The organism is Maribacter spongiicola, from assembly GCF_004364165.1.
Taxonomy (GTDB): Bacteria; Bacteroidota; Bacteroidia; order Flavobacteriales; family Flavobacteriaceae; genus Maribacter; species Maribacter spongiicola.
Map to the genome: position 1 here is coordinate 50,203 of NZ_SOAY01000014.1, position 24,354 is coordinate 74,556.

Here is a 24,354-nt window from a genome sequence, read left to right on the forward strand (position 1 = left end):
ACTAGACCGAATCTGGGTGTGGGTGTTTCCATTCGCCACGGTAGTCACGTTGCAATAATGCAGTAGCTTCAGGGTCATTTAAAACCGTTCTACTTTCTGGCTCATATATTAAAGGTCTTTTCAGATCCATCGATAAATTTGCCAAAATACAACTAGCGGTAGAAATGTGTCCATTTTCAATATCAGCAACAGGCTTGGTATTATTTTGAATCGCATTCAAGAAATCTATCATATGCCTACGAGTAGCAGGTGCAGCATGCAATTCTATGTCTTTTTCAGTAAGATCTTCAGGGTATTTCTCTTTCTCATAAACAACATCAAAGCGAATAGTTTCACTACCGTCTACAGGTATAAATTCCGCTTTCATTACATCGCCCTTTAGAACACCTTTTTCTCCGTATACTTTAAAAGCCCAGGGATAATCTTTGTCATCTGGGTTTCCCCATGTTCTATGCTGCCAATTACAATTATGTTCGTCATATTCGAATACGGCAGATTGGGTGTCAGATATGTTCGATTTTCCATCTTTTTGAACAAAAATTCCGCCTTCAGAACTAATACGTTTGGGCCAACCTAAGTCAAGCATCCAACGAATGGTATCTAGCATGTGTACACACATATCACCTGTAATTCCGTTTCCATATTCTCGAAATGTACGCCACCATCTTTTGTGCGGTAATCCGTCATAAGGTCTCATAGGTGCGGGACCTGTCCACATTTCATAGTCAAAGAAATCGGGAACTTCTTGCTCTGGCGGATTACCATTTGCGCGCATGTGGTAATAGCAACTCATATCTACATGACCAATGGTGCCTAGCAAACCGGCATCAATAATTTGCTTTTTAGCATCTATAAGGTGCGGAGTACTTTTTCGCTGTGTACCCACTTGAACCACCCTGTTGTATTTTCTAGCAGCAGTGACCATTGCTTCACCCTCCATAACATCTACGCTAATCGGTTTTTGAACATAAACGTGAGCTCCAGATTTTAAGGCGGCGATACAAGTTAAAGCATGCCAATGGTCTGGTGTACCTATTAAAACAATATCTAATTTGTCGCTTTTCAGCATGGTTCTGTAATCGGTAAATAGCTTTGGTTTTTTGCCATTTTTTTGCCGCTCAGAAACTAATTGTGCTGCAGTATTTAATTGATTGGTATCAACATCACAAAGCGAAACCACTTCTACATTTGCTACCTGAATAAGACGTAATAAGTCGCCTGTACCATACCAACCAGTACCGATAAGTGCTACTTTTTTTGGCTTTTCGTCTGCGAAAAATTCAAAAGAGTAAGAAGGTAAAGAAGTAAATAGTAGCGATGCCGATGCAGCTTTAATAAAATTTCTTCGCTTTAATGATTGAGGTTGGTTAGGCATGACAAGTTGAGTTTAAGTAGAATATGAACATCACAAATAAAGTAGTTAAGATAGCAAATACTTCAAAAATAATATTGAATGATTATGAATTTGTTAATATGATACATAATTAGGTATATTTAAATCAAAATTTTATCACATATAATGAATTTGCGTTTTATCCTGATGATGCTGTGCCTGGTGGTTACCACTTTTGCCAAGGCTGAAATTACACTACCTAAAATATTCTCTAATGAAATGGTCTTGCAGCGAGAAAGCGACGTTTTGTTGTATGGCTGGGCAGACCCTAATGAAGAGTTTACGATTTACACAAGTTGGAACGATGAGGCTGTTGCCGTTAAAACAGGTAATGATGCAAAATGGGAAATGAATGTAAAAACACCAATAGCAGGCGGACCGTTTCAACTAACATTTAAGGGTAGTAAAAACGAAATTACTTTGAAAAATGTATTGATAGGCGAGGTGTGGCTTTGCTCTGGGCAAAGTAATATGGAGTGGAGTGCAAACAGTAAAATCGCGAATAGAGATTTTGAAGTCGAGAATGCAAATTATCCGAATATTCGATTGTTTACAGTAGCGAAGAGAACTGCTGATTATCCACAAGAAGATACGGCAGGTACATGGGTAGCTTGTTCGCCTGAAACCATGCAAGATTTTAGTGCAGTTGCCTATTTTTTTGCAAGAAAGGTACAAGAAGAATTAAACATTCCGGTCGGATTGATAGATAACGCATGGGGAGCATCTAGCGCAGAAGTCTGGACTCCTGCGTCTGTTTTTAAAGCATACCCTGGATTGGTAGAAGCGCACAAAAAAGTAGAACCAAATAAATGGGTAACGGTAGAGAAATCTACTTTGTATAATGGAATGATTGCACCGTTGACCAAGTTTAAAATTGCTGGTACACTTTGGTGTCAAGGCGAAGCTAATACGGTAAACGCAGAAAGCTACCAAAAGCTTTTTAGTGAAATGATTACTTCTTGGCGTACAGAATGGAATAACGATTTTCCATTTTACTATGTGCAAATAGCGCCATTTAAATATGATCAAGAGTTTGCGGGTGGTATGGTACGCGACCAGCAACGAAGAACTTTAGCGTTGAAAAATACGGGTATGGCTATGACCAGTGATATTTGTACGACCGAAAACATTCACCCTTTAAACAAACAAGATGTAGGTTTACGATTGGCGAATATCGCGTTGAAAAATCACTACGGTTTATTAGCCGATCAAGAAGTTTATGGTCCGCTTTACGAGTCTTTTGAAGTAGAGGGCAATCAATTAAAAGTGAAGTTCACTCACGCTGACGGATTATATAATAAAGGAAAGAAAATAACTTTGTTTGAAGTTTCAAATGCTGCGGGAGAATGGTTTTCTGCGAAGGCAAAATTGAAGAATAATGAAGTAGTGGTAAGCTCAAAAGAAGTGAAAAATCCGACAGGGGTGAGGTATGCTTTTAATAGTACAGACATAGGTACCTTGTTCAATAAAGAGGGTTTGCCGGCTTCTACATTTATAAGTGAATAACAACGTTGCCATAAACTGACTAATGTGCTTAAAAAATATCCGTCCGTCCAGTAACGAATGTTATTCAGCTAAAAACACAGGTTTTTATTTTATTAAATAGTTAAATTGTAATCAATAACTAATTTCAAATTATGCAGATAAAAGAATCCTCAGAAATCTTTGATGTTATCATCGTAGGTTCAGGAGCTGGTGGTGGTATGGCTACCAAACAATTGGCAGATGCAGGTTTAAATGTAGCTGTTGTAGAAGCGGGTCCATTTTTTGACCCTGCTGATCCAAAGACTATGACGCAATTAAAACAACCATATGATTCACCACGAAGAGGAGCAGGAACAACACGTGCTTTTGGTGAGTGGGATATGTCTTGGGGAGACTGGGAAGTAGAAGGAGAGCCATATACACACGCAGAAGGTACTGAATTTAAGTGGTGGCGTGCAAGAATGCTAGGAGGACGAACCAATCACTGGGGACGTATTTCTTTACGTTTCGGACCTAAAGATTTTAAAGGGAAAACCCGTGATGGCCATGGCGATGACTGGCCAATAGGATATGAAGATGTTAAACCATATTACGATAAATTAGACAAGTTAATTGGTGTTTTTGGCACCAATGAAGGTAGAGAAAATGATCCTGACGGATTTTTTCTTCCTCCCCCGAAACCAAGATTGCACGAGTTATTTTATATCAATGGAGCAAAGAAGTCGAACATACCGGTGATACCGGGTAGACTTTCAATGCTGACCAAAAGAATTAATGAAGACCGTGGCGTTTGTTTCTATTGCGGACAATGTGGAAGATCATGTCAAATTTATGCCGATTTCTCAGCAGGTAGTTGTTTGATCTTTCCGGCTCAAAAGAGTGGTGGTCAAGTTAAACTATTTGTGAATTCAATGGTACGTGAGGTACTGACCAATGAAGAAGGTAAGGCAACAGGTGTATCGTACATTAACAAAGAAGATAGAAAAGAATATACACTTAGAGGTAAAGTGGTCGTTTTAGCTGCATCTGCATGTAGTTCTGCACGTATACTTTTAAACTCTAAGAGTAAGCAGCACCCTAACGGATTAGGAAACAGTAGTAATCTTGTTGGTAGATATTTACATGATTCTACCGGATCAGGTGCAGCAGGTGTTATACCAGGATTAATGAATAGAAAGACATCTTACAATGAAGATGGTGTAGGTGGTATGCACGTATACTCACCATGGTGGGGCGATAACTCAAAACTAAATTTCCCAAGAGGATATCATATTGAAGTTTGGGGAGGCATGAGTCAACCTAACTACGGTTTTGGTTGGGATCCAAATGCCTTGAACCAATACTTCGGATTAAAATCTGGAGGATATGGTGAGAGTTTGCGTGATGATGTAAAGAAATACTACGGATCTGTAATAGGATTTGGTGGTCGTGGAGAAGCAATTGCTTACAAAGACAATTACTGTGAAATCGATCCTACGACAGTAGATCAATTTGGTATACCTGTTTTAAAGTTTAACTATAAGCATTCAGAGTACGAGGTAAACCAGGCAAAACACATGCAAGATACCTTTGAAGAGATTATTCATAATATGGGTGGTCATTACTTAGGAGACAAGCCAGGTAAGGATAAAGATTACGGATTGAACAAACCAGGTGAGATTATTCACGAGGTAGGTACGACAAGAATGGGAGATGATCCTAAAACATCGGTGACCAATAAATATCAGCAGTTACATGATGCAGACAATGTATTTATAGTAGATGCAGGGGTATTTGTATCTCAAGCAGATAAGAACTGTACTTGGACGATTATGGCGCTTTCTTGGAGAGCTTCAGATTATATCATTGAACAATTAAAGGCACAAAATATTTAGGATGATGGATAGAAGAAAGAGTTTACAAACTTTAATACTTGGTGGTGCTGCGGCAACCTCTGGGCTAGTCTTCAATTCATGTAAGACTGAGAATGGCGAATCTGTAGATGAGGTAATTTCAACCAGCAGTGAGAAGTTTTTTGGTAGAACACCAGAAGAATTGGATCGCATTGAGAAACTGAACGCAGAGCAGTTGTTCAATGAGCATGAGATGGAAACTATCGCAGCTTTAAGTGTGGTAATACTTCCTCCAAAAGAACCACATGGTGGCCCTATAGAGGCGGAAGTACCGGCACTTGTAGAATTTATGGGTAAAGATATTCCAGAAATGGCGCCTACACTGTTAGGTGGTTTAATGTGGTTAGATCATAAAAGTAATACGGAGTTCGGTACCGAATTTAAGTCGGCCACCTTAGAGCAGAAAAAACAGATTTGTGATGAAATCTGCTGGCATGATACTGAGAAACCATTAAGCGAGCAACCATTAGAAATTCAATTTTTCTATACCATGCGTGGCCTAACCGTAACAGGTTACTACACCTCTAAAGTTGGTATTGCTGATTTAGGATATAAAGGAAATTCACCTAATGTTTGGGATGGTGTACCACAAGATGTACTTGACCAGCACGGTGTAGCTTATGATCCAGCTTGGATTGCAAAATGTGTAGACCAAAGTCAACGTAACGTTATGGCTGAATGGGATGACGAAGGAAATTTACTTACGTAATAGATAGTAAGATGATAAAAAAAGTAATGATTGCCACTATCCTTTTGGGTAGTGGTTTTTTAGCGCAAGGTCAAGAGGTAGGATTACAGTTATATAGCCTTAGAAATCAGTTTAAAATGGATGTTTCTAACACCCTAGGATTGATTAATGAATGGGGAATCACCAAAATCGAAGGTGGCGAAACTTATGATATGCCATTAGAAGATTTTAAAGCTCTGCTAGCTGAAAATGATCTTGATATGGTTAGTATTAATGGTAGTTTTGGTGACTTGGAAAATGATATAGAAAAGGTCGTAAAAAATGCTAAAGATTTCGGCGCTTCATATGTAATGTGTGCATGGGTACCTCACGATGATAATAAATGGGATTTAGAAGAAACTAAACATGCTACAGAAGTATTCAATAAGGCAGGTAAGATTTTAAAGAAGAACGGACTCGTATTGGCTTATCACCCGCATGGGTATGAATTTAGACCTTATAAAAGCGGGACATTGTTTGACTATATGGCACAGAATGCAAAAGACTTTACTTTTGAATTAGATGTGTTCTGGGCGCAACATGGCGGTGCTGATCCGTTGGCATTGATGAAAAAATATCCGAAGAAATTTACCCTTTTACATTTAAAAGATATGGAAAAAGGTATTGAAGGTAATAATACCGGTCATGAAGAAGATGATACCAATGTTGTTTTAGGAACAGGGCAAATAGATATTGCTGGCGTAGTTGCTGAAGCTAAAAAATTAGGCATTGAATATATGTTCATAGAAGATGAATCTAAGAATGTTGTTACGCAAGTACCAAAGAGCTTAGTCTATCTAAAAAGTTTGAAGTAAACCAACAACCAAAAGTGCAATGCAACCTTCTATTTTTAATTAAATAGGAGGTTTTTTGTGGCTCGATATCTCATGAATATAGGGTTTCTTATGTAATTGTTTATTATAAAACTTTAGAGTGTTATTTTTACTTTATTTATCATTAAACACTCTTGCAAAAAATATAAGTTTCTTACTTATAACTAATTATAAATGAAAAAGACATTAATTCTACGAATGACGATTTCAATTATATTTTTAAATATAATTGCACTTGTTGGCTGTAAAACTGAAACTTCAAAAAAAGAGACCATAACAGAAAAAGAGCCCGTAGGTCAGATTGAGGTTGATTCCATAATAGAACCTAAAGTAGAGAAACCTGTATTTAAAAGTTTGGAAGGGGTTGCAGATACTACCTTCGTTCGATTAGCAGACTATAGCGATGGCTTTGCGTATGACTTAAGATACGCTACGGATAATAACTTTTTAAAAGAGCAGGTATATGATTGTGGTGAATGCTATACTAGGGCAAAAACTGTAAAGGCATTATTAAAAGCAAATGAAGAATTTAAAAAGCACGGCGTAAAAATAAAATTCTATGATTGCTACAGACCTAATTCTGTACAGTATAAAATGTGGAAAATAGTCCCTAATCCGCAATACGTAGCCAATCCTGTTAAAGGTTCTATTCACAATAAGGGTGGGGCAGTAGATATAACTTTGGTTACTTTAGATGGAGACGAAGTAAAAATGCCATCTGATTTTGATTTCTTCGGAAAACGTGCTTATCATGACAATTTTGACTTACCACAAGAGATTTTAGATAATAGAAAGCTGCTTAAAGAAACCATGGAAAAATTTGGATTCTGGTCTACCAGAACCGAATGGTGGCATTATAATTTACAAGGCGCATCACATGACCCAATAGCCAACTTTAAATGGGATTGTGAATAGCCTAAAAGACCACATATGAAAAACAAACTATTATTGTTATTGTTAGTTTTGGTAAACAATGTTACCGCTCAAGATACCATAATTTCTTTATGGCCAAAGGGTAAAATTCCCAATCATATAGAAAGTCAAGAAAAAGAACTCCATGAGCAAAATGAGATTTTACGAATTAGTAAAGTTCAGGTACCTACGATAGAAGTCTATTTGCCATCAAAACGAGATGCAACAGGCGAAGCGGTTTTAATTTTTCCGGGAGGAGGATATGGTATCTTAGCTTATGATTGGGAAGGAACAGATATTGCAAAATTCTTCAATAGTAAGGGTATTGCCGGTATAGTGGTGAAGTATCGTTTACCTTCAGATGTTTCTCAGAAAGATAAAAAATATGTACCGTTAATAGATGCTCAAAGAGCGATACGCTTAGTTCGTAGTAATGCTGAGCAGTTTAATTTAAAATCAAATAAAATAGGAATAATTGGTTTCTCTGCTGGCGGACATTTAGCATCTACTTTAGGAACACATTTTAATGAAAAAGTGTATAAAGCTGTTGATGATATTGATAATGAAAGTGCTCGACCAGATTTTATGGCATTGGGGTACCCTGTAATATCATTTGGAGAATTGACACACCAAGGATCAAAAAGGAATTTAATAGGGAAGAACGCATCGATTCATATAGTCGATTACTTTTCGAATGAAAAACAGGTTACAGAACAAACACCACCAACATTTTTACTTCATGCCACCGATGATACGGTAGTACCTGTAGAAAATAGCTTGTTATTTTATAAGGCAGTAAAGGAAAAAGGGGTTTCGGCAACCATGCATATTTACCCAAAAGGTGGTCACGGATTCGGATTAGGTTTGCATGATGAGCATTTGAAGGATTGGAGTGATCTACTGATAGATTGGATGGTTTCCTTGAGATAGTATTTCAAATTTTGATAAAAGATAGAATCTAATTAATAGAACTTCTCTATTTTTGCAATCGGAATTTTCGGGATGTAGCCCTTCAACTACGCTTAAGCTAAACTTCATTGCAGGGAATCTTAAGTAGCTGAAAAACTATATAAAATTAGGGAGATATTATTCCATTAATATTTCGGGATGTAGCGCAGTCCGGTAGCGCACTCGGCTGGGGGTCGAGTGGTCGCAGGTTCAAATCCTGTCATCCCGACTGAATAAGAAAATGAACTGTGAGAACAGTTCATTTTTTGTTTCCAAAAGCGTCATAAACATAGTTTATGAAAGCAGTTGGGAACAAAAAATGAGAAGGCGTTAGCCTTCATTTAGTTATTTGCACCGAGGGTTCATTAGGATTATCCAAATCCCTTTTTGTCTTGCTTTTGTAAGTGATTGGGAATCAAAAAAGTTAAAAGGCGATAGCCTTAATTTAGTTATTTGCACTGAGCGTTCATAAGGATTATCCAAATCCCACTTTAATTCATGAAAGCCTTAAAAAGGGAGTATTTGTCTTGAATAGTATTTTATTTCCCTACTAGTTGCTATAATTTTATTTTAAAAAATGACTTTTTGAGACTTTGAAGATAAAATATTTTTAAACGGAACGTATTTTGAGGCGAAAGTTGAATTTTGTTTGGCTGCCGAAAAGTACTCTCGTGTTTCTGGAAAAGAAAAGGTTTTAGCATTCAAAATAAGACGTTTTTACAATTATTTCGTAAGGAAAGATAAAATCTAAAACAACGAACAGCCTTTGCACTCCTGCAATTTTATTATGTTAAGAAGTTATAATTCTGATTATCAATACAAATAATTTTTTTAGGGTTGATATATATGTGATCTTCAAGTACCTGATTTTATAAAAAAACCCCCAGGTTTTAACTGAGGGTTTGCTTAATTTGCTAAAACACTATTTTTAATTTGCTCTAAAAATTTGAACTTGATTCTTGTTGCTGTAATAAATATCTTCATTAACACCATCAATATCATATACAGGTTTATTATTGACCATTAAAATATTGTCAACTTCTTCACCTGTTTGTTTGTTAACCTTTACTAGTTGTTTTTCTCCTGATTCACTTTTAGAAAAGATGATAGAAAAGTCATCAGTTTCTTGCATTGCCAAATAACGATCTTTAACAAACTGAGAACCTATAGTTCCTGTTAAATAACCAGCTTCGCCTATAGCCTGTGCCTTTTTACCAAAAACGGCAACATTACCTACTTCTTGCTCCTTTAAATTACCTTCACTATCTCGGTATTGAGTATAAACAGTAACTTGTGCAGCAGCAACTGCACCACCAATTTGCGACGCAATTGCCGCTCCCTTAAGCATTTTTCTACCAAACTCGCCAGGTTGCTTATAGGTATTATGAAATTTTAACTCACCAGCTCTACTTACCCCTAACACTTCATTTTGTCCGGTTATAGAAATAACTTCTGGGTATAATTGCATAGAACTTATAGTTTTTTCATCCTTTAATTTCAGCTTAGCAAAATACTCTGGACGCTCATTATCATTTTCGTTGAATTTGTATAATTTTTCGTCATTATAGATAACAAAATTACCCGATTTTTCGTCGTAATCTGACATGGTAGGGCGTTTTTCGTTTAATTTCAAATTCTTTTTCCAAATTTTTTCACCGGTACTATAATCTACTAAATTGGCGTAAGTTGCAGTAATATAAAGTACACGACCGTTGTTAGTTTTTTCTAAAAAGAAAATTGGGTCTTCGTCGTTATCAGAAATCTCAACATCTTTTTTCCAAGTTTTTCACCATTTTTGTCAAGCAACATCATTTCATTATCATATACATATAAAAAGTCCTTACCAATAGGAATAACAGATTTAATACCTTTACCTTTAGGGTCTTTAGACCATAATTTTTCGCCTGTTTTATAGCTATAAAAATTAAATCCTTTATAATGGGCTAATAACATTTTATCTTCCCAGTCCTCAAAAAGAACTAAGTATTTTGTTACTAATGCTTTATCCCAAACTTTTTTACCATTTGCAGCTTCAAATAAATCAAATTCACTTTTTGTTCCTAAAAAACCTCCAGAAGTAATACTTACTACATAATCGCCATTTAACGATCGTCTAAAGTCTTTAATATTTTCCTCTTCTAATTTCCATAATAATTCACCACTATCCTTGTTTAAGGCGTAAAATTTATTTTTAATAAGTGCAAATATTTTGTCATCAGAATATTCTAATTTATCATATACACCTTCTTTACCAGCACCGGCTAATTTACCTAAACTTGACATAAAATCACCAAATGTGGTAGAAACGGTTGTTTTCCATACCATTTCTTTACTTCCAAGACTGTATTTTGCTATGATTAAATTTTTATCTTCTTTACCTCGTAATAAAAAAGCATTCTCGTCAAATAAATACGATGCTTCAAAAAACCGCTCTTTACCCTCGTTTGTAAAAAGTAACTCTCCGTTTGTACTATTAAAAACATACATACTATCGTCAAAAAACTTCTGAACAAATGGCGTATCCTCAATAGCCATAAAATCAGCAGTTGCACCTGGTATTCCTCCCGTCATATTAATTTCGGATATTACATTAAGAGAAGTACGCTTTGGAGCGTCTGCAGACCAAATAATTTTGTTGTCTAATGGACTATAACCGTGAATTTTATCACCTTCAGTGATTACGGCAATACCTGTTGTCGGTACTACCAACAGATCCTTTACAGGATTATCAAATGTCAATACCTCGTCCGCTTCTCTTTGAGCTACTGTCGAAAAAGTTATAGTCAAAGCAAATGCTAATAAAATAATTTTCATAAAAATAAATTAAGGGTTTGTAAAACTTATGTATCCTTAACTATTAAAAGTTCATTTTAGTACTTACACGAAGCAATAAGTATTGAAAATGATTAACTAATTGAGCTCTAAGAAATGAAAAATTAGTTAAGAATTATACAGCTGATTTTAAATTCCCCTATTGTTTTATAGACTAAGGTAAAGTGCATTTTTTTCTAGTATTCCAAGTTTCTATCCATTTAATACATGGATAATTTGGATTCTCCCCAAAGGTTTAAATTATAGCTTTATACCCAAGACTTATAAATTTAATATCAATAGCATTTTTTAATCAATGCGAGCTAAAACTAACATGACCATTGTCGATAAGTAGTAAATCTTTAGTGTTGCCAGAAAGTATAAATTTACTTTTAAGGGTAACAAAACGTCTTAAGTCTTGCAGCCATCTCACTTTGGTGTCTTTCATTTATTTTGGACTTGAATATTTATAAAGCTTAGTAATAGCTTTTAATTCAGCGATACCAGTCGTTTAATATTTTAAATAGAAAGCATTTTGGGTACTCAAATATAATTGATTCTATTTGAAAATAGTTTGAGTAGTGTAATATTTAGGTTACACTATTAGGAATAAAATGGCATAGATAAAAATTAAGCTTACTTTACATCAATGGCAGATAAATATGGATGTAATTTGACTACCTCAATTCGAAATCACAGCATATAGCACACCAATTATAATAATACCCGCAAAAGTATAGCCTACTAATTTACCGGTGACTTTAGAACCTTTAAATACCGTAATACCTAATTTAACCAGCATATTACTCATGACTGCGGTAACAATTACCGACGATGCAAGCTTTATTTTTTCTGTGTCCGTAGCTAATTTTGCTAGGCTAATAGTAATAGCATCGGTATCTGCCAAACCGGCAATGAGCGCTGAATAATATAATCCGCTTTCTCCAAAGAATTGATTGCTGTAAAAAACAGCAAAAAGAATAGCTACATAAATAACACCGAACCCAATGGCATTAAGAAGGTTCATAGGGTTGCCAAGGTTAATATTGGTGTCCGGTTTATTGGTATCTTCTTTAATTAGGGTAAGAGATACAATAAGGCATATAACAGAGAATACAGCAAAAGGTATGGCTACGTACGTGAACAGCTCACTATTAAATATAAAAGTCAATAATGCGAGTCGCGGAAACATAATCGCCGAGGCAATGATAATACCGGCGGCATATTTTCTAGATAATTCTGGCGATTCAATGCTGCGCGATGCATAGCTCCAGGTTACCGCGGTACTTGAAATGAGTCCGCCAAGAATTGCTGTTAATAGAATTCCTTTTTTAGAGCCTACAAATTTGACCAAGAAATAACCAATGAAGTTTAAGAAAGATACAATGACAATGATTGATCCTATCTCAAACGGATTAATTAATTCATTTGGACCAAAATTTTTATTGGGTAAAAAGGGTAAAATCAGTAAAGCGATAATAGAAAATTTTATCAATGCAAAAAGCTCGTCAGAAGTAATGTTTCTAATAACAGTATGAAAACGAGTCTTTAGCGAAAGTAAGGTCACAATAATTACTGCTGTAGCAACAGCATTTCTATACTGTTCTGCAGAAACCATTAAGCCCAATATTAGGGTAGCAATTAAAGCTATGTTAGTTGTAAAGCTTCGTTCATATTCAACAGTCTCTTTATACAAATGATTGAAGCCTAAAAAGAAAATGAAGGCACCTAAGCCAATAATTGTCAACCAGGTCGAGTAGGTTTCGGTAAGTCTACCCAAGGTAAAACCTAAAATAGCCACAATAGGGAAAGCGCGTATACCTGCAAACCCTTTATCTTCTTTTAAGTTGTTATATTCTCGCTCAAGTCCGAGAATAAGACCAATGCCCAAACTAATAAGCACCCCTAAAATATAAGGGTCCAATACTTTTATTATTTTATCAACTTCGTCCATGTATTTACCGTTTAAAATTGATCATTTCTGAAGATAGAAATGATAATATAAAAACCTAAAATAGCAGAAAGTACAAACCCAATAGCACCCAAAAGAGGTATGCCATTTATTAACGGTGGCATTTTTGCCATTACCAATAATGACGATCCTATTGAAAGCGTAGCGATGATCACTGCGAAAACCAAACGGTTTACAGCCTTGCTCGTAGCAGTCTGAAACTCTTTAAGACCTTTGTGTTCGTGTATAATTTCTAACTTGCCATCTTTTATTTTTTTTACGATGGTGTTTATATCATCGGGTAGGGTATCTGCTAAGGCATTGATATCTTTTAAACGGTTTAGGTTCTTTTTAAACAGGTATTTTAAACTAAATCTCTTTCGTAAAATCTTTGCTGTATACGGTTCTAAATTTTTGGTAATATTAAATTCGGAATCAAGTTTAAGACCGACACCTTCAATAAGAACAATACCTCTTATGAGCATGTATAGGTAATGCGGAATTATAATTTTATTCTCATATAACACAATTTTAAACTGCGATAAGGTATCGCCAAGTTTTATGTTTTGAATAGCAGTATTGCTAATACCTTCCAATAATTGATAAAGGTCTTGTTCTAGTTTTTTATAATCGGGTATGTTCGTTCTAATGGCGATTTTCTCTAGTAAAGTGATTATTTTTTTAACGTCTTTACTTAAAAAATAGAGTAATAAATCATTTATAGATTCTTTTTCATTGGGTAGAATAGTACCCATCATTCCGAAATCTAAAAAACATATTTTTCCGCTTTCCGGAAGTATAAAAATGTTACCAGGATGCGGGTCTGCATGAAAAAAACCAAAATCTAATATTTGTTCTATATAAAGGTCCACCCCAATTTTTGCAACCGCTTTGGGGTCTATGTTAGCTGCAATCAATGCTTCTACATTAGAAACCTTAATACCATCTATAAACTCCATACAAATAATCTTATCTGTAGAAAGTTCTTTATAGACTTCTGGAACATGAATAAACTCATTACTCGCAAAATTTTTGGCAAAACGCTCGGTGTTGTCTATTTCTCTTGCAAACTGAAGTTCTTCTTTTATACTGCGTTCAAAAGATTCTATAATACGAATCGGCTGATAAGCTTGTGCCTGTGAGCTATATTTCTCTAGACTATCTGCCACCTGTTTCATGACCATAAGGTCAGCTTCAATAATCTCGGTGATATTTGGTCTTTGAATTTTTAAAATTACCTCTTCGCCATTTATGAGCTGCGCTCGATGTACCTGTGCTAATGATGCAGCAGCTAATGGCTCTAATTCAATAGTAGCAAAATACTTGAATTTTTCAATACCTAATTCTTCTTCAACAGTAGTTAAAACATCGAAGTCTTTAAGTTTGGGTACATGATCTTGTAACTTTTCTAGTTCGTTTATTAGCTCAAGCGGAAGCATATCTTCACGAGTACTAAAAATCTGCCCGAGTTTTATATAGGTAGGTCCTAATTCCTCTAAAACCATTCTAATGCGTTCATATTTAGAAAGGGAAAGATTTGTTTTCGTTTCCGGATGTTTTTCTAAATATTTTTTAGGAATTATTTTAAGAATGGGACTATGCGATAACACATCTTCAAAACCGTATTTAAACAGTACATTGAATAGGGTAGCGTACCGATTTATTTCTTTTTGAGTTGGAATTCTTAATATGGCCATGATATTTGGTATATGATGCTTTTTTAATTCAAATTAAGCATTTAGAGGAATAGGAAATTTTGGTAGAGATAACATTTGAAAATAAGATAACTAGACATTCAAACTCTTATGCTCCTTTAAATAATGATATAACATTTGTTTTAAACTTTCTAAATATTCTTGCATAACAACCTTGTCCATATGTGGATGCTGACTTACAGGTAAGGTCATGGGGTTCTCGTCTAACGAACGATACAGTTCTGGATAGTCGGTTTCTATATTCGTAGTAAATTCTGTAATTTCATTTAAGACTTTATGTAATTCCTTCATATTTAATAAAACTTTAATTCTTCATTATAAACAGTCATATCTGATTTCTAATGTGCGGCTAATACAAAAAGCGATTTCCAGTCAGCTTCATGAATATAATTGTCTTTTAGTCTAATTCTAAAATTACTCATGTCCACACTTAATTAAAGTATAAAGTTATCACCTCAAGGGTTGAAAACTTATGACCAAAATCATGAATGGTTAAAGTTGGCATGAATGTTACGTTATTACTATTAGCATAATTTTAATTAGTCTTAGGCTTTTTGTATAAGAGCGAAATTGTAACGCAAATCATCTAGTAGAATTTGACTAGTAAAAGTTTAATACTACTTTTAGAACACAAAGAATAAAAATGATTATGGCTTTAGAAAATAATAATGAGGTAGCGGATAAAAAGCCAATATTAGAAGTAAATACAACTGTTAAACAGGACTGCACAACCATTGTAGACGCCATAGAAAATCTAGAGGCAGAATTTCAAAATGAGATAGTGCAAAAAAATATCAAAAACAAAAACAATAAGAAAAAGGCAGCTTCTGTAAAGAAGAAACAAATAAAGAGGAATGCTAACTCAAGTAATTTTAAATTAAGTAAAAAGATGAAAACAGCGATTAAACAAGTTACGAAATCAGCTAAAAAAGTAGATGATTTAAAGAACAAGTTGAAGAAAGCTAAAAAGAAAAACGCAAAGAAAAGTAAGATAAAAAAAATAAAAAGCAAGCTAAGCACCTCAGTTAAAAGACTGAAAAGTAAGCTGAAAAAACTTAGAAAAGCTTTAAAATAAATTAGATAAACCGAGATGAAAATCTCGGTTTTTTTATGCTTTGAACTCGCCAAATTTAGTTGAATTTAAAGTGAATACTATTTGAGTGTTCATTTCATTTGCCTTCAATACTTAGTTGCGTTTTTATATAGATATTTTCAAGCATGATTTTACTCATATATTACCTAAAAGATTTCCTGTTATTTTGAATTATAATAATCTATAATTCATGCGATATCTGAACATTAGTCTACTGTTTCTATTATTTCTTTCTTGTGGAGAGAAACAAGAAAAGGTACTTCCGCAAAAATCTCAATTGATATCTTCAGTATATGCGTCTGCCACTATACAGCCAGATAGTATATACCAAGTTTATGCTGTTGTAGCCGGTATTTTAGACGATAATCTTGTAGAAGAAGGAGATTTGGTTAAGAAAGGAGACGCTATTTTACAGGTGTATAACCGCACTCCTAAATTAAATTCAGAAAATGCATACTTGACCTTACAGCAGTCCAAAGAGAATTTTCAAGGTAATGCTGCCATTTTAAAAAGTATTGAAGACGATATTTATGCTGCACAACTAAAATTCAATAATGATTCGGTAAATTTTGCGAGGCAGAAACGACTTTGGGATCAGAATATAGGATCAAAAGCAGAGTTTGATACTCAAAAGTTAGCCTATGAGCTTTCAAGAAATCAACTACGTCAGCAAAAGTCTAGCTATGACAGAACAAAGAATGATTTAGAGACTGCTTTGCAGCAGGCTAAGAATAGTTATTCATCCTCAAAAATCATAGCTGAAGATTATACCATTAATAGCAAAATCAACGGAAAGGTTTATGCCTTGTTTAAAGAACCTGGTGAGCTAATTAATACGTTAGAACCGTTAGGGGCAATTGGCAGCGCTACCGACTTTAAAATAGAAATGTTGATAGATGAGGTCGATATCATTAAAATTAAGTTGGGTCAGAAAACATTAATAACTTTAGATGCTTACCCCATGGAAGTGTTTACGGCTACGGTGAGCAAAATATATCCACAAAAAGACGAAACATCACAAACATTCAAGGTTGAGGCATTATTTAAGAGTCCGCCTAAGGTATTATATCCTGGTCTTGCCGGCGAGGGTAATATTGTAATTTCAGAGAAAGAAGATGCACTTACCATACCTAGAGAATATTTAGTCGATGGTAATAAAGTAATAACAGAAGAAGGTACGGTAACGGTAGAAGTCGGAGCAGAAAATTTAGAAAGGGTCGAGATTATTTCGGGTATAACCGAAAATGATATGATTTTAAAGCCAGTTAAATAATGAATTGGCCCGTTATACTAAATATCGCCAAAACACATCTTTTGACCAAGATGAAATCTACCGCAACGGCAGCGTTGGGGGTTACTTTTGGTATAGGTGCTTACATTACCATGGTAAGTTTTATGACCGGTCTAAACGATATGTTAGATGACTTGGTGTTGAACCAAACACCACATATTCATTTGTATAATGAAATAGAGCCCACCATAGATCAGCCAGTTTCGCTGTATGAGCAGTTTAATAACTCTGTTCATATGATCAGTTCCATAAAACCGAAAAACGGACAGAAGAAAATCCATAATGCCCTTCCTATTTTAAATCATTTAAAACAAATGGATGAGGTAAAAGGAGCAACGGCACAAGTACGTGCACAGATATTTTATTTATCAGGTTCTATAGAATTATCGGGTAATTTAATAGGTGTAGATATTATGGAAGAAACACGGCTTTCTAATATGCGCGACTATATCATTGAAGGTGCTCCGGAAGCTTTGAATACTATGGATAACGGAATTCTGTTAGGTTCGGGTCTTGCCAGTAAAATGTCTTTGAAAATAGGTGATAGGGTACAGGTAAGTACTGCCCGAGGAGCTGTTTTTCCATTGAAAATTGTGGGTATATATCAAAGCGGCGTAGCAGATATCGATAACTCTCAAAGCTATTGTAACTTAAAAACGGTACAACGAATTTTAGGAGAGGCACAAAACTATATCACAGACATCAATATAAAACTAAACAATATTGAAAATGCCCCAATATTGGCCAAGGGTTTCGAAAAACAATTTGATGTTACGGCGACCGATATTAATGAAGCAAATGCCCAATTTGAAACCGGCACCAACATTCGTAATTTAATAACCTATGCGGTTTCAATTACTCTTTTAATAGTAGCAGGCTTCGGAATATATAATATTCTAAATATGCTTATTTATGAAAAAATGAAAGATATCGCGATTTTAAAAGCTACAGGTTTTTCAGGTAAAGATGTACAGTACATATTTATGAGTCAGGCAATGATAATTGGTGTTGTGGGTGGCGTTTTAGGTTTAGTTTTAGGTTTTATTCTATCTGTTCTAATTGATGGAGTTCCTTTTAAAACGGAAGCCTTGCCAACGATGACAACGTATCCTGTTCATTTTAGCGCTATGTATTATGTAATAGGTATTGTCTTTGCGTTAATATCAACTTTTATAGCAGGTTGGTTACCCTCTATCAAAGCAAAACATATTGATCCGGTAAAAATTATAAGGGGTACTTAATAAATAGTAAATGGATATTGTATTAGAAGCAAAAGGTATAAATAAGCACTTTCATAAGCCTAAAGATTTTCATGTTTTAAAAGATATTTCATTTAAAATATTTAATGGAGAATTTGCTTCTATAATGGGTAAATCTGGTTCAGGAAAATCTACGTTGTTATATATTTTATCAACGATGGATACCGAGTATACTGGCGAATTATTATTGAACAACAAGTTAGTAACTGGTTTAACTGCAACCGAATTATCACTTATCAGAAACGAAAACATAGGCTTTGTATTTCAGTTTCATTACTTATTATCTGAATTTAGTGTAGTTGAAAATGTAATGTTGCCGGCAAAAAAGTTAGCTCGTAAAAGCCACCAAGAGATAGAACATGATGCTATGCAGAAATTAAAAATGTTGGGTATAGAATCTTTAGCGTTACAAAAAGCATCTCGAATTTCAGGAGGGGAAAAACAACGTGTAGCGATCGCTAGGGCGCTTATAAATAATCCGTCAATACTTATGGGTGACGAACCCACCGGAAATTTAGATAGTTACAACTCTGATAATGTTTTTAATATCTTCAAACAATTGAAGGAAGAAGAAGGCTTGTCATTACTTATTGTTACGCATGATGAGGACTTTGCCAAACGAACAGATTACATCATTCAAATGGAAGATGGCCGTATTGTTGGTAAATCTAGTAACTTGTAACAAATCACATTTAAAATATTTTAATTAAATAGCACTAGAGTCTAAAGTGATTTCTAGAATACGAACCTTATGTGGACTTCAATTTTTATTGGTATTTATGTATTAATAGCATTGTCTATCGTGTTGTCTATTTTATTATACGGAGCAAAGCCTACAAAAAGTCTGGCTTGGCTTTTAACCATTTTTGCACTACCTGTGGGTGGTATTTTCCTTTATTTATTATTAGGTCGAAATAGAAGAAGGTACAAGCTTATTCAGAATCAAAAAGACTTGTTTAAAAAGTTACCTAAGCCAAATACAGAACAGATCAACGTTTTTGAGGGTAAGTATGGTAAATTAATGACGCTTAGTTATAAGAATTCTCATTTTCCGCCAACTTCAGGCAATGATTTAAAAATACTGAAAGACGGCAGAACAACTTTTGAAACTATATTCGAGGCCTTAGAAGGAGCAAAGGTTAGAATACATATTCAGTATTATATTTATGAAGACGGAGATTTAGCCAATAGACTACTAGCGTTATTTGAAGAAAAAATAGCGCACGGTGTTGCGGTACGAATGATTTATGATGGTATTGGTAGTTTCTCATTAAGCAAGAAATACTTAAAGAAACTAATAGAAATTGGTGTAGAAGTATATTCTTTTCTGCCATTTAAATTTGGTAGGTATTTTTATTCATTGAATTTTAGAAACCATCGAAAAATCATCGTTGTAGATGGTAACGTCGCTTTTACCGGCGGTATCAATGTTTCAGACAAATATTTAAAAGGTCAAGTTGGGTTGGGTAAATGGCATGATATGCATTTAAGACTAATAGGTGCTGCTGCTACACAGCTAGATCAAGTTTTCTTGACAGATTGGTATTTGGTAAGTACGCAATTACTAGAAGCTATAAAACTACCACTGCCTGCTGAACCAGATCCTAACCCAAATGAGTTGGTGCAAATTGTAGCTGGCGGTCCAGATGATGATTTTCCTGTACTAGAGCAAACGTACTTTTCAATGATAAATATGGCCAAGAACTATATTTATATCACCAACCCATATATTATACCAGGGCAGGCATTGGTAAGAGCGTTACAGACTGCAGCGTTGAGTGGAGTAGATGTTAGGTTGCTTGTTTCAGAAAAGGCAGATAACCAAGTGGTAAGTTGGTCGGTACATTCTTATTTTGAGTTGTTTTTAAAAGCAGGTATAAAAATATATCTTTTCCCAGACGGATTTCTACATAGTAAAATAATGGTGAGCGACGATGCCATATCTTCTATAGGTACAGCAAATTTAGATGATCGTAGTTTTGAGCAGAACTATGAGGTAAATGCCATAATGTATCACAAACAGATGGCCAAACAATTGAAAGAAGACTTTCTAAACGATTGCCTTATTAGTAATGAATTGACCTATGGTGAATTTATAAAAAGACCTTGGAGCAAAAAGCTGAAAGAAGGTGTCGGCAAAGTACTGAGTCCGTTGTTTTAGAATTACTTATTCAACTTGAGAAGTAAATACCAAATCTTGATCTTCCATGGCAACTATAATCATTTTCACGTAATCTTTAATCGCTTTTTTGATGTCGTCAGGCTCTGTAATTTCGATGATTCCCCTCCAAATCATAGCTCTTTCTTTACCTTCACAAATACAATATAGTGTTGTCTCTGCGTGGTAAATTGTATATTTTTCGTAGTAGTTGTCGTCGTAATAAATACCTTGGTGCTCTAAATAATCATCATTAAATCGAGACTGGTGATCATCCCATCTAGAGATAGATTTTACAAAGCTTTCACGATTTTCAGATCCTATTATTTTAGTAAGTAAAATGGCATCAAAATCTTTGTCTAAAAGGCTTTGTTCGACATCGTCTAGTTCTTTATCGGTCTTGCGAGAATCGGTCAGCGAAAGGTCAAAAATATCTACGCTACGCCATGCTTCTACATCTCTACTAGTAAATTCTTTTTGAAGTTTGCTTTCAAAGTCTTCTCGTGTATCATCATTTTGTGCCATACCTACAATCAAAACTTTGTTGGCATTGAATATTACGATATCTGGGTTTTTCCAGTTTTCTACTAAACTAATAGAAGAACAACCCATTAACATCAATGATAATATTACAATTAACTTTTTCATAAGGCAGGTGTATTTATTACTAATATTTTTCGAAGATACTATATAGTAAATGCACAAGATATGACGATTGTCAGTTCGCTTTAAGGGTACGAGAAGTTGAAAATTCGGACTATATCAGTAAATCTATCGTTTCTTCTAACTTCGGTATATGACAGTCCCACCCTTTGGTATCTCTTATTTTTACTTTAAAAGCATCTAAGGCACCTGGTTCGCCGTGAATTAAAAATACATTTTCAGGTGTGTTTTTAATACCGTCAATAAAATGAAGAAGCTCAGCTTGGTCTGCATGTGCAGAAAGGCTTTCGATAAAATGAATACTTGCTTTTACGGGATAATATTTTCCGAATAACTTAAGTTCATGCGTGCCCTCTAACAATTGTCTACCTCGTGTACCTTCTGCTTGGTAACCGACTAACAAAACTCTAGTTTTTGGCTCATCTATTAATTGTTTTAAATAAGTGAGTACACGCCCGCCTGTAACCATACCACTACCTGCAATTACAATTTTAGGTCTTGGGTCATCTATAGTTTTCCAGGTATCTGCGTATGATGATATAATGGTAAAGTGATTGCACATGGCATTGAAATCGCTTTGGCTAAGCTTGTGCCAATCTGTATATTGTTCAAATACATCTAGAACATTACTGCCCATTGGGCTATCTATAAAAATGGGTATGTTGGGTATTTTGTTCTTTTTATAAAGATCCCAAAATAAGAACATGAGCAATTGTAATCTTTCAACGGCAAAAGAAGGTATGATTAGCGTACCACGGTCATTAATGGTTTTTTGAACCAAATCGCTTAAAATAGCTGTAATATTTTCTTTAGGATGTAGTTTATTGCCATAAGTACTTTCTAAAAATAAATAGTCTGCCCATTCGGGTCTTTCTGGAGGCATTAATAGCTCGTCATTCAGTCTGCCTATATCGCCAGAGAAGACGAACATTTTTCCAAATATCTCCAATTCAATAAAAGTAGAACCAATGATATGTCCGTTATATCTATATTTAAAGCGAATGTTTTCTGAAAGCTGAATCCATTCATCTCTTTTTCTTCCTGAGAATAATTTAATGGTTTTTTCAGCTTCTAAAATATTATAAAAAGGAAGCGCTTTCGGGTGTTTAGAAAAGCCTTCTTCATTTGCCTTTTTCGCTTGCTCTTCTTGTATTTTAGCACTGTCCAATAAAATAACACGAGCAACGGATAAGGTGGGGTAGGTACCTATAATGTCTCCTTTAAAACCTTCTTTTACCAATCGTGGTAAGTAGCCAGTGTGGTCTAGGTGACCATGTGTTAATAATACGACATCTACTTTACTAGCATCGATAGTTAAGGGCTCCCAGTTTTTTTTACGTAACTCTTTAAGACCTTGAAACATGCCACAATCTATCATGATGTTCAGTTCGGGAGTTTCTAAATAAAACTTAGAACCGGTAACCGTACCAGAAGCGCCTAAAAATTTAATGCTAACTTTTTTCATACTATTAAGCTTTACAGAGTTGTGAGATTTCGTCTAAAATTTTTGATTTTCGTTCGTTAGAAATACCAAGGTGATCCAAGTAAAATTTGTCTTCTACGAGTTGCCGGCACAGTACTATATTTCTACTAAGAAGAAATTGTTTTTCTCTTTTAGATAATAAGCTAGAGACTGTAATGGGGTAGAGCCCAAGCCTATCAATTCTATCTTTTAATCCGTCGTTTTCTGGAAAATCCCAACTTAAAAGATAGAGGTCTGCACATTTACCATAGGTTAGGGCATCTTGGGTAAACCTAGTATTGGTAACCACCCAGCCTTTATTTAATGGTTTGTTATTTTTGTTTGTAACCCAATGTGCTTTTACATCATTATATCTAGAATGTATGTATAGCGGAATTTTAACGTTGCAATTACGACCTTCTTCATTATGAAATTTACACTCTATAAGAGTAGCCGTATCATTTTTTTCGGCAATAACATCTATTTCATGAGTAACGCAGGCACCATTTACTACGATGTCTACTTCAACTTCATAACCTGAATATTGCAATATTGCGGCTATAAAACGTTCAAAGGGAAAACCAGTCGGTCCCAATTCATAGATAGCCTTCTTGAGTTTGTATTTAGAGGCAAATACAGATTTGTTCTTTTTTAGCAACGAATACGCCCTATTGTAGATTTCATTAGAGGTAATGCCTTCGAATAGCTCATCATATACTTTACTAACAATTTCTTCTACTAGTTCATGATTTGCACCACTATGCTTAAGAGAGTTACGAAGTTTGTCTAACGAGAACTTCATTTTCTGCCCAGAAGATTTTATAATGTCAATAGATTCTTTAGTGTCCATATTACTTTTTTAGATTAACATCAAGTGGTGGTACCTCTAGTAATTGTAATGTTGTAGAAGCCAATGTAACCTTACCATCTGTTTTCGAAATAGCTTGTTCGATATGTTGAAATAGCGTGTGTTTTGTATTTCTTCTTCTTTTGTAATCTGTTATATATCTTAGATTTAATTGAATCCAATTATCGGTAAGGTTCATGGCTATCGTAGGTTCGATCGTTGCATCTTCTATATAATAATGAGCTACCATTTGTTGCCATTTGGCTTTTGATTTTTCAGTATAATCAGACAAAAATTCAGTAGCTGTATTGAGCATAATGGTTTTGGCAAGTTCGGCATCAGAACCATAGGTGATGAGAATGTTCAGTTCGTCCCAAACGAAAGGAAAATCCATCGAGTAATTCTTTATCGGACCTTTAAAAACAAAGGCATTACTAATTTTTACAATTCTACCAGAATAGTTATCGCTGCTAACCCATTCTCCCATTTCCATAATGGTGGTGTAAATACTGTCAATATCAATAACATCGCCTTTTATATTATTAATCTCAATACGGTCACCAGGTTTATATACGCGCACGAAAAAGATATAAAAAGAGCCTGCAATACTTAATATTAGTTCTTGTAAGGTGAAGGTAATACCAGCAGTAAATAAGCCAATTATTATGGTGTAATCTTTTATGCTGTCGACAGTAAATGCCATTAGAACTAAGAAAATTATAAGTACATAGCCAACAATTTCAACACCTTTTTGTGCTTTGTATCTAATAGAAATATCTTCAATTCTCTTTTTAAGTGTTTTTCTTACAAAGCTGATAATGAAAACAATAAAGAGTATCCACGCAAATAACTTAAGCATTTTAATTAGCGTTGTATTCTCTAATAAACTCGAAAATGTATCCATATGAATTATT

At 34.8% G+C, this 24,354-nt stretch carries 21 protein-coding genes and 1 tRNA gene; 12 read left to right on the forward strand and 10 right to left on the reverse strand.

The genetic code is table 11. The features are described 5' to 3' along the window. Window position 1 precedes the first annotated feature (1 nt). On the reverse strand, window positions 2–1,375 hold the full coding sequence (locus tag CLV90_RS16175) for a Gfo/Idh/MocA family protein (RefSeq protein WP_133688559.1): 1,374 nt from the start codon (window positions 1,373–1,375) through the stop codon (window positions 2–4). A gap of 144 nt (window positions 1,376–1,519) precedes the next feature. Between CLV90_RS16175 and CLV90_RS16180 the strand changes: the two genes are divergently transcribed. The 7 genes from CLV90_RS16180 (at window position 1,520) to CLV90_RS16210 (ending at window position 8,419) form a co-directional block, all read left to right on the forward strand. Next, complete coding sequence (locus CLV90_RS16180; RefSeq protein WP_133688560.1) at window positions 1,520–2,899, forward strand: sialate O-acetylesterase; 1,380 nt, start codon at window positions 1,520–1,522, stop codon at window positions 2,897–2,899. Between the two features lie 131 nt (window positions 2,900–3,030). Next, a complete protein-coding gene (locus tag CLV90_RS16185; RefSeq protein WP_133688561.1) occupies window positions 3,031–4,752 on the forward strand; it encodes a GMC family oxidoreductase in 1,722 nt (573 codons plus the stop codon). Window position 4,753: 1 nt separating this feature from the next. After that, complete coding sequence (locus tag CLV90_RS16190) at window positions 4,754–5,479, forward strand: gluconate 2-dehydrogenase subunit 3 family protein (RefSeq protein ID WP_407943388.1); 726 nt, start codon at window positions 4,754–4,756, stop codon at window positions 5,477–5,479. An 11-nt stretch (window positions 5,480–5,490) separates the two neighbouring features. Continuing rightward, entirely contained in the window at window positions 5,491–6,312 is an 822-nt protein-coding gene (locus tag CLV90_RS16195; protein ID WP_133688562.1) for a sugar phosphate isomerase/epimerase family protein, read from the forward strand. A 192-nt stretch (window positions 6,313–6,504) separates the two neighbouring features. Next, entirely contained in the window at window positions 6,505–7,245 is a 741-nt protein-coding gene (locus tag CLV90_RS16200; protein WP_243835504.1) for a M15 family metallopeptidase, read from the forward strand. 15 nt (window positions 7,246–7,260) lie between these two features. After that, window positions 7,261–8,172 (forward strand): alpha/beta hydrolase, encoded by a 912-nt coding sequence (locus CLV90_RS16205; RefSeq protein ID WP_133688563.1) that lies wholly within the window; start codon window positions 7,261–7,263, stop codon window positions 8,170–8,172. Between the two features lie 173 nt (window positions 8,173–8,345). Next, window positions 8,346–8,419 (forward strand) — tRNA-Pro (locus tag CLV90_RS16210). Window positions 8,420–9,118: 699 nt separating this feature from the next. Here the strand turns inward: CLV90_RS16210 and CLV90_RS19470 are convergent. The 5 genes from CLV90_RS19470 to CLV90_RS16230 all read right to left on the reverse strand — a co-directional run bounded on the left by CLV90_RS19470 (window position 9,119) and on the right by CLV90_RS16230 (window position 14,958). Then, window positions 9,119–9,796 (reverse strand): hypothetical protein, encoded by a 678-nt coding sequence (locus CLV90_RS19470; RefSeq protein ID WP_243835506.1) that lies wholly within the window; start codon window positions 9,794–9,796, stop codon window positions 9,119–9,121. 119 nt (window positions 9,797–9,915) lie between these two features. After that, the gene (locus tag CLV90_RS19475) at window positions 9,916–11,004 is read right to left on the reverse strand and encodes an outer membrane protein assembly factor BamB family protein (RefSeq protein ID WP_243835508.1); all 1,089 of its coding nucleotides are present in this window, start codon (window positions 11,002–11,004) and stop codon (window positions 9,916–9,918) included. Between the two features lie 679 nt (window positions 11,005–11,683). Then, window positions 11,684–12,955: an MgtC/SapB family protein gene (locus CLV90_RS16220; RefSeq protein ID WP_133688564.1), complete on the reverse strand. Its 1,272-nt coding sequence runs from the start codon at window positions 12,953–12,955 to the stop codon at window positions 11,684–11,686. A gap of 11 nt (window positions 12,956–12,966) precedes the next feature. Then, window positions 12,967–14,649, reverse strand: coding sequence for an ABC1 kinase family protein (locus tag CLV90_RS16225; protein ID WP_133688565.1), 1,683 nt, complete (start codon window positions 14,647–14,649; stop codon window positions 12,967–12,969). Between the two features lie 90 nt (window positions 14,650–14,739). Next, window positions 14,740–14,958 carry a hypothetical protein gene (locus tag CLV90_RS16230; protein ID WP_133688566.1) on the reverse strand — a complete coding sequence of 73 codons (219 nt, stop codon included), beginning with the start codon at window positions 14,956–14,958 and terminating at the stop codon, window positions 14,740–14,742. 358 nt (window positions 14,959–15,316) lie between these two features. On the opposite strand from CLV90_RS16230, the gene CLV90_RS16235 reads away from it, so the two are divergent. The 5 genes from CLV90_RS16235 (at window position 15,317) to cls (ending at window position 20,471) form a co-directional block, all read left to right on the forward strand. After that, window positions 15,317–15,742, forward strand: coding sequence for a hypothetical protein (locus CLV90_RS16235; protein WP_133688567.1), 426 nt, complete (start codon window positions 15,317–15,319; stop codon window positions 15,740–15,742). A gap of 208 nt (window positions 15,743–15,950) precedes the next feature. Further along, window positions 15,951–17,033: an efflux RND transporter periplasmic adaptor subunit gene (locus tag CLV90_RS16240; protein WP_133688568.1), complete on the forward strand. Its 1,083-nt coding sequence runs from the start codon at window positions 15,951–15,953 to the stop codon at window positions 17,031–17,033. Then, a complete protein-coding gene (locus tag CLV90_RS16245) occupies window positions 17,030–18,292 on the forward strand; it encodes an ABC transporter permease (protein ID WP_133688569.1) in 1,263 nt (420 codons plus the stop codon). The genes CLV90_RS16240 and CLV90_RS16245 overlap by 4 nt, the downstream gene beginning before the upstream one ends. 10 nt (window positions 18,293–18,302) lie before the next feature. Further along, window positions 18,303–18,992, forward strand: coding sequence for an ABC transporter ATP-binding protein (locus tag CLV90_RS16250; RefSeq protein ID WP_133688570.1), 690 nt, complete (start codon window positions 18,303–18,305; stop codon window positions 18,990–18,992). A gap of 69 nt (window positions 18,993–19,061) precedes the next feature. Continuing rightward, window positions 19,062–20,471: a cardiolipin synthase gene (gene cls, locus CLV90_RS16255; RefSeq protein WP_133688571.1), complete on the forward strand. Its 1,410-nt coding sequence runs from the start codon at window positions 19,062–19,064 to the stop codon at window positions 20,469–20,471. A 6-nt stretch (window positions 20,472–20,477) separates the two neighbouring features. Here the strand turns inward: cls and CLV90_RS16260 are convergent, their stop codons facing one another. From CLV90_RS16260 to CLV90_RS16275, 4 genes are all read right to left on the reverse strand, one after another. After that, window positions 20,478–21,116, reverse strand: a complete 639-nt coding sequence (locus tag CLV90_RS16260) for a hypothetical protein (RefSeq protein ID WP_133688572.1) — start codon at window positions 21,114–21,116, stop codon at window positions 20,478–20,480. A 109-nt stretch (window positions 21,117–21,225) separates the two neighbouring features. Next, window positions 21,226–22,596 (reverse strand): MBL fold metallo-hydrolase RNA specificity domain-containing protein, encoded by a 1,371-nt coding sequence (locus CLV90_RS16265; RefSeq protein WP_133688573.1) that lies wholly within the window; start codon window positions 22,594–22,596, stop codon window positions 21,226–21,228. A gap of 4 nt (window positions 22,597–22,600) precedes the next feature. Beyond that, window positions 22,601–23,443, reverse strand: a complete 843-nt coding sequence (locus CLV90_RS16270; protein ID WP_133688574.1) for an ATP cone domain-containing protein — start codon at window positions 23,441–23,443, stop codon at window positions 22,601–22,603. Window position 23,444: 1 nt separating this feature from the next. After that, a complete protein-coding gene (locus CLV90_RS16275) occupies window positions 23,445–24,344 on the reverse strand; it encodes a mechanosensitive ion channel family protein (RefSeq protein WP_133688575.1) in 900 nt (299 codons plus the stop codon). Between the last annotated feature and the right edge of the window lie 10 nt (window positions 24,345–24,354).

What these genes read in the sequence shown, in the direction of transcription:
- CLV90_RS16175 (WP_133688559.1), bottom strand. Translation starts at nt 1,375, where the DNA reads ATGCCTAACCAACCTCAATCATTAAAGCGAAGAAATTTTATTAAAGCT.
- CLV90_RS16180 (WP_133688560.1), top strand. Translation starts at nt 1,520, where the DNA reads ATGAATTTGCGTTTTATCCTGATGATGCTGTGCCTGGTGGTTACCACT.
- CLV90_RS16185 (WP_133688561.1), top strand. Translation starts at nt 3,031, where the DNA reads ATGCAGATAAAAGAATCCTCAGAAATCTTTGATGTTATCATCGTAGGT.
- CLV90_RS16190 (WP_407943388.1), top strand. Translation starts at nt 4,754, where the DNA reads ATGATGGATAGAAGAAAGAGTTTACAAACTTTAATACTTGGTGGTGCT.
- CLV90_RS16195 (WP_133688562.1), top strand. Translation starts at nt 5,491, where the DNA reads ATGATAAAAAAAGTAATGATTGCCACTATCCTTTTGGGTAGTGGTTTT.
- CLV90_RS16200 (WP_243835504.1), top strand. Translation starts at nt 6,505, where the DNA reads ATGAAAAAGACATTAATTCTACGAATGACGATTTCAATTATATTTTTA.
- CLV90_RS16205 (WP_133688563.1), top strand. Translation starts at nt 7,261, where the DNA reads ATGAAAAACAAACTATTATTGTTATTGTTAGTTTTGGTAAACAATGTT.
- CLV90_RS19470 (WP_243835506.1), bottom strand. Translation starts at nt 9,796, where the DNA reads ATGTCAGATTACGACGAAAAATCGGGTAATTTTGTTATCTATAATGAC.
- CLV90_RS19475 (WP_243835508.1), bottom strand. Translation starts at nt 11,004, where the DNA reads ATGAAAATTATTTTATTAGCATTTGCTTTGACTATAACTTTTTCGACA.
- CLV90_RS16220 (WP_133688564.1), bottom strand. Translation starts at nt 12,955, where the DNA reads ATGGACGAAGTTGATAAAATAATAAAAGTATTGGACCCTTATATTTTA.
- CLV90_RS16225 (WP_133688565.1), bottom strand. Translation starts at nt 14,649, where the DNA reads ATGGCCATATTAAGAATTCCAACTCAAAAAGAAATAAATCGGTACGCT.
- CLV90_RS16230 (WP_133688566.1), bottom strand. Translation starts at nt 14,958, where the DNA reads ATGAAGGAATTACATAAAGTCTTAAATGAAATTACAGAATTTACTACG.
- CLV90_RS16235 (WP_133688567.1), top strand. Translation starts at nt 15,317, where the DNA reads ATGGCTTTAGAAAATAATAATGAGGTAGCGGATAAAAAGCCAATATTA.
- CLV90_RS16240 (WP_133688568.1), top strand. Translation starts at nt 15,951, where the DNA reads ATGCGATATCTGAACATTAGTCTACTGTTTCTATTATTTCTTTCTTGT.
- CLV90_RS16250 (WP_133688570.1), top strand. Translation starts at nt 18,303, where the DNA reads ATGGATATTGTATTAGAAGCAAAAGGTATAAATAAGCACTTTCATAAG.
- cls (WP_133688571.1), top strand. Translation starts at nt 19,062, where the DNA reads ATGTGGACTTCAATTTTTATTGGTATTTATGTATTAATAGCATTGTCT.
- CLV90_RS16260 (WP_133688572.1), bottom strand. Translation starts at nt 21,116, where the DNA reads ATGAAAAAGTTAATTGTAATATTATCATTGATGTTAATGGGTTGTTCT.
- CLV90_RS16265 (WP_133688573.1), bottom strand. Translation starts at nt 22,596, where the DNA reads ATGAAAAAAGTTAGCATTAAATTTTTAGGCGCTTCTGGTACGGTTACC.
- CLV90_RS16270 (WP_133688574.1), bottom strand. Translation starts at nt 23,443, where the DNA reads ATGGACACTAAAGAATCTATTGACATTATAAAATCTTCTGGGCAGAAA.
- CLV90_RS16275 (WP_133688575.1), bottom strand. Translation starts at nt 24,344, where the DNA reads ATGGATACATTTTCGAGTTTATTAGAGAATACAACGCTAATTAAAATG.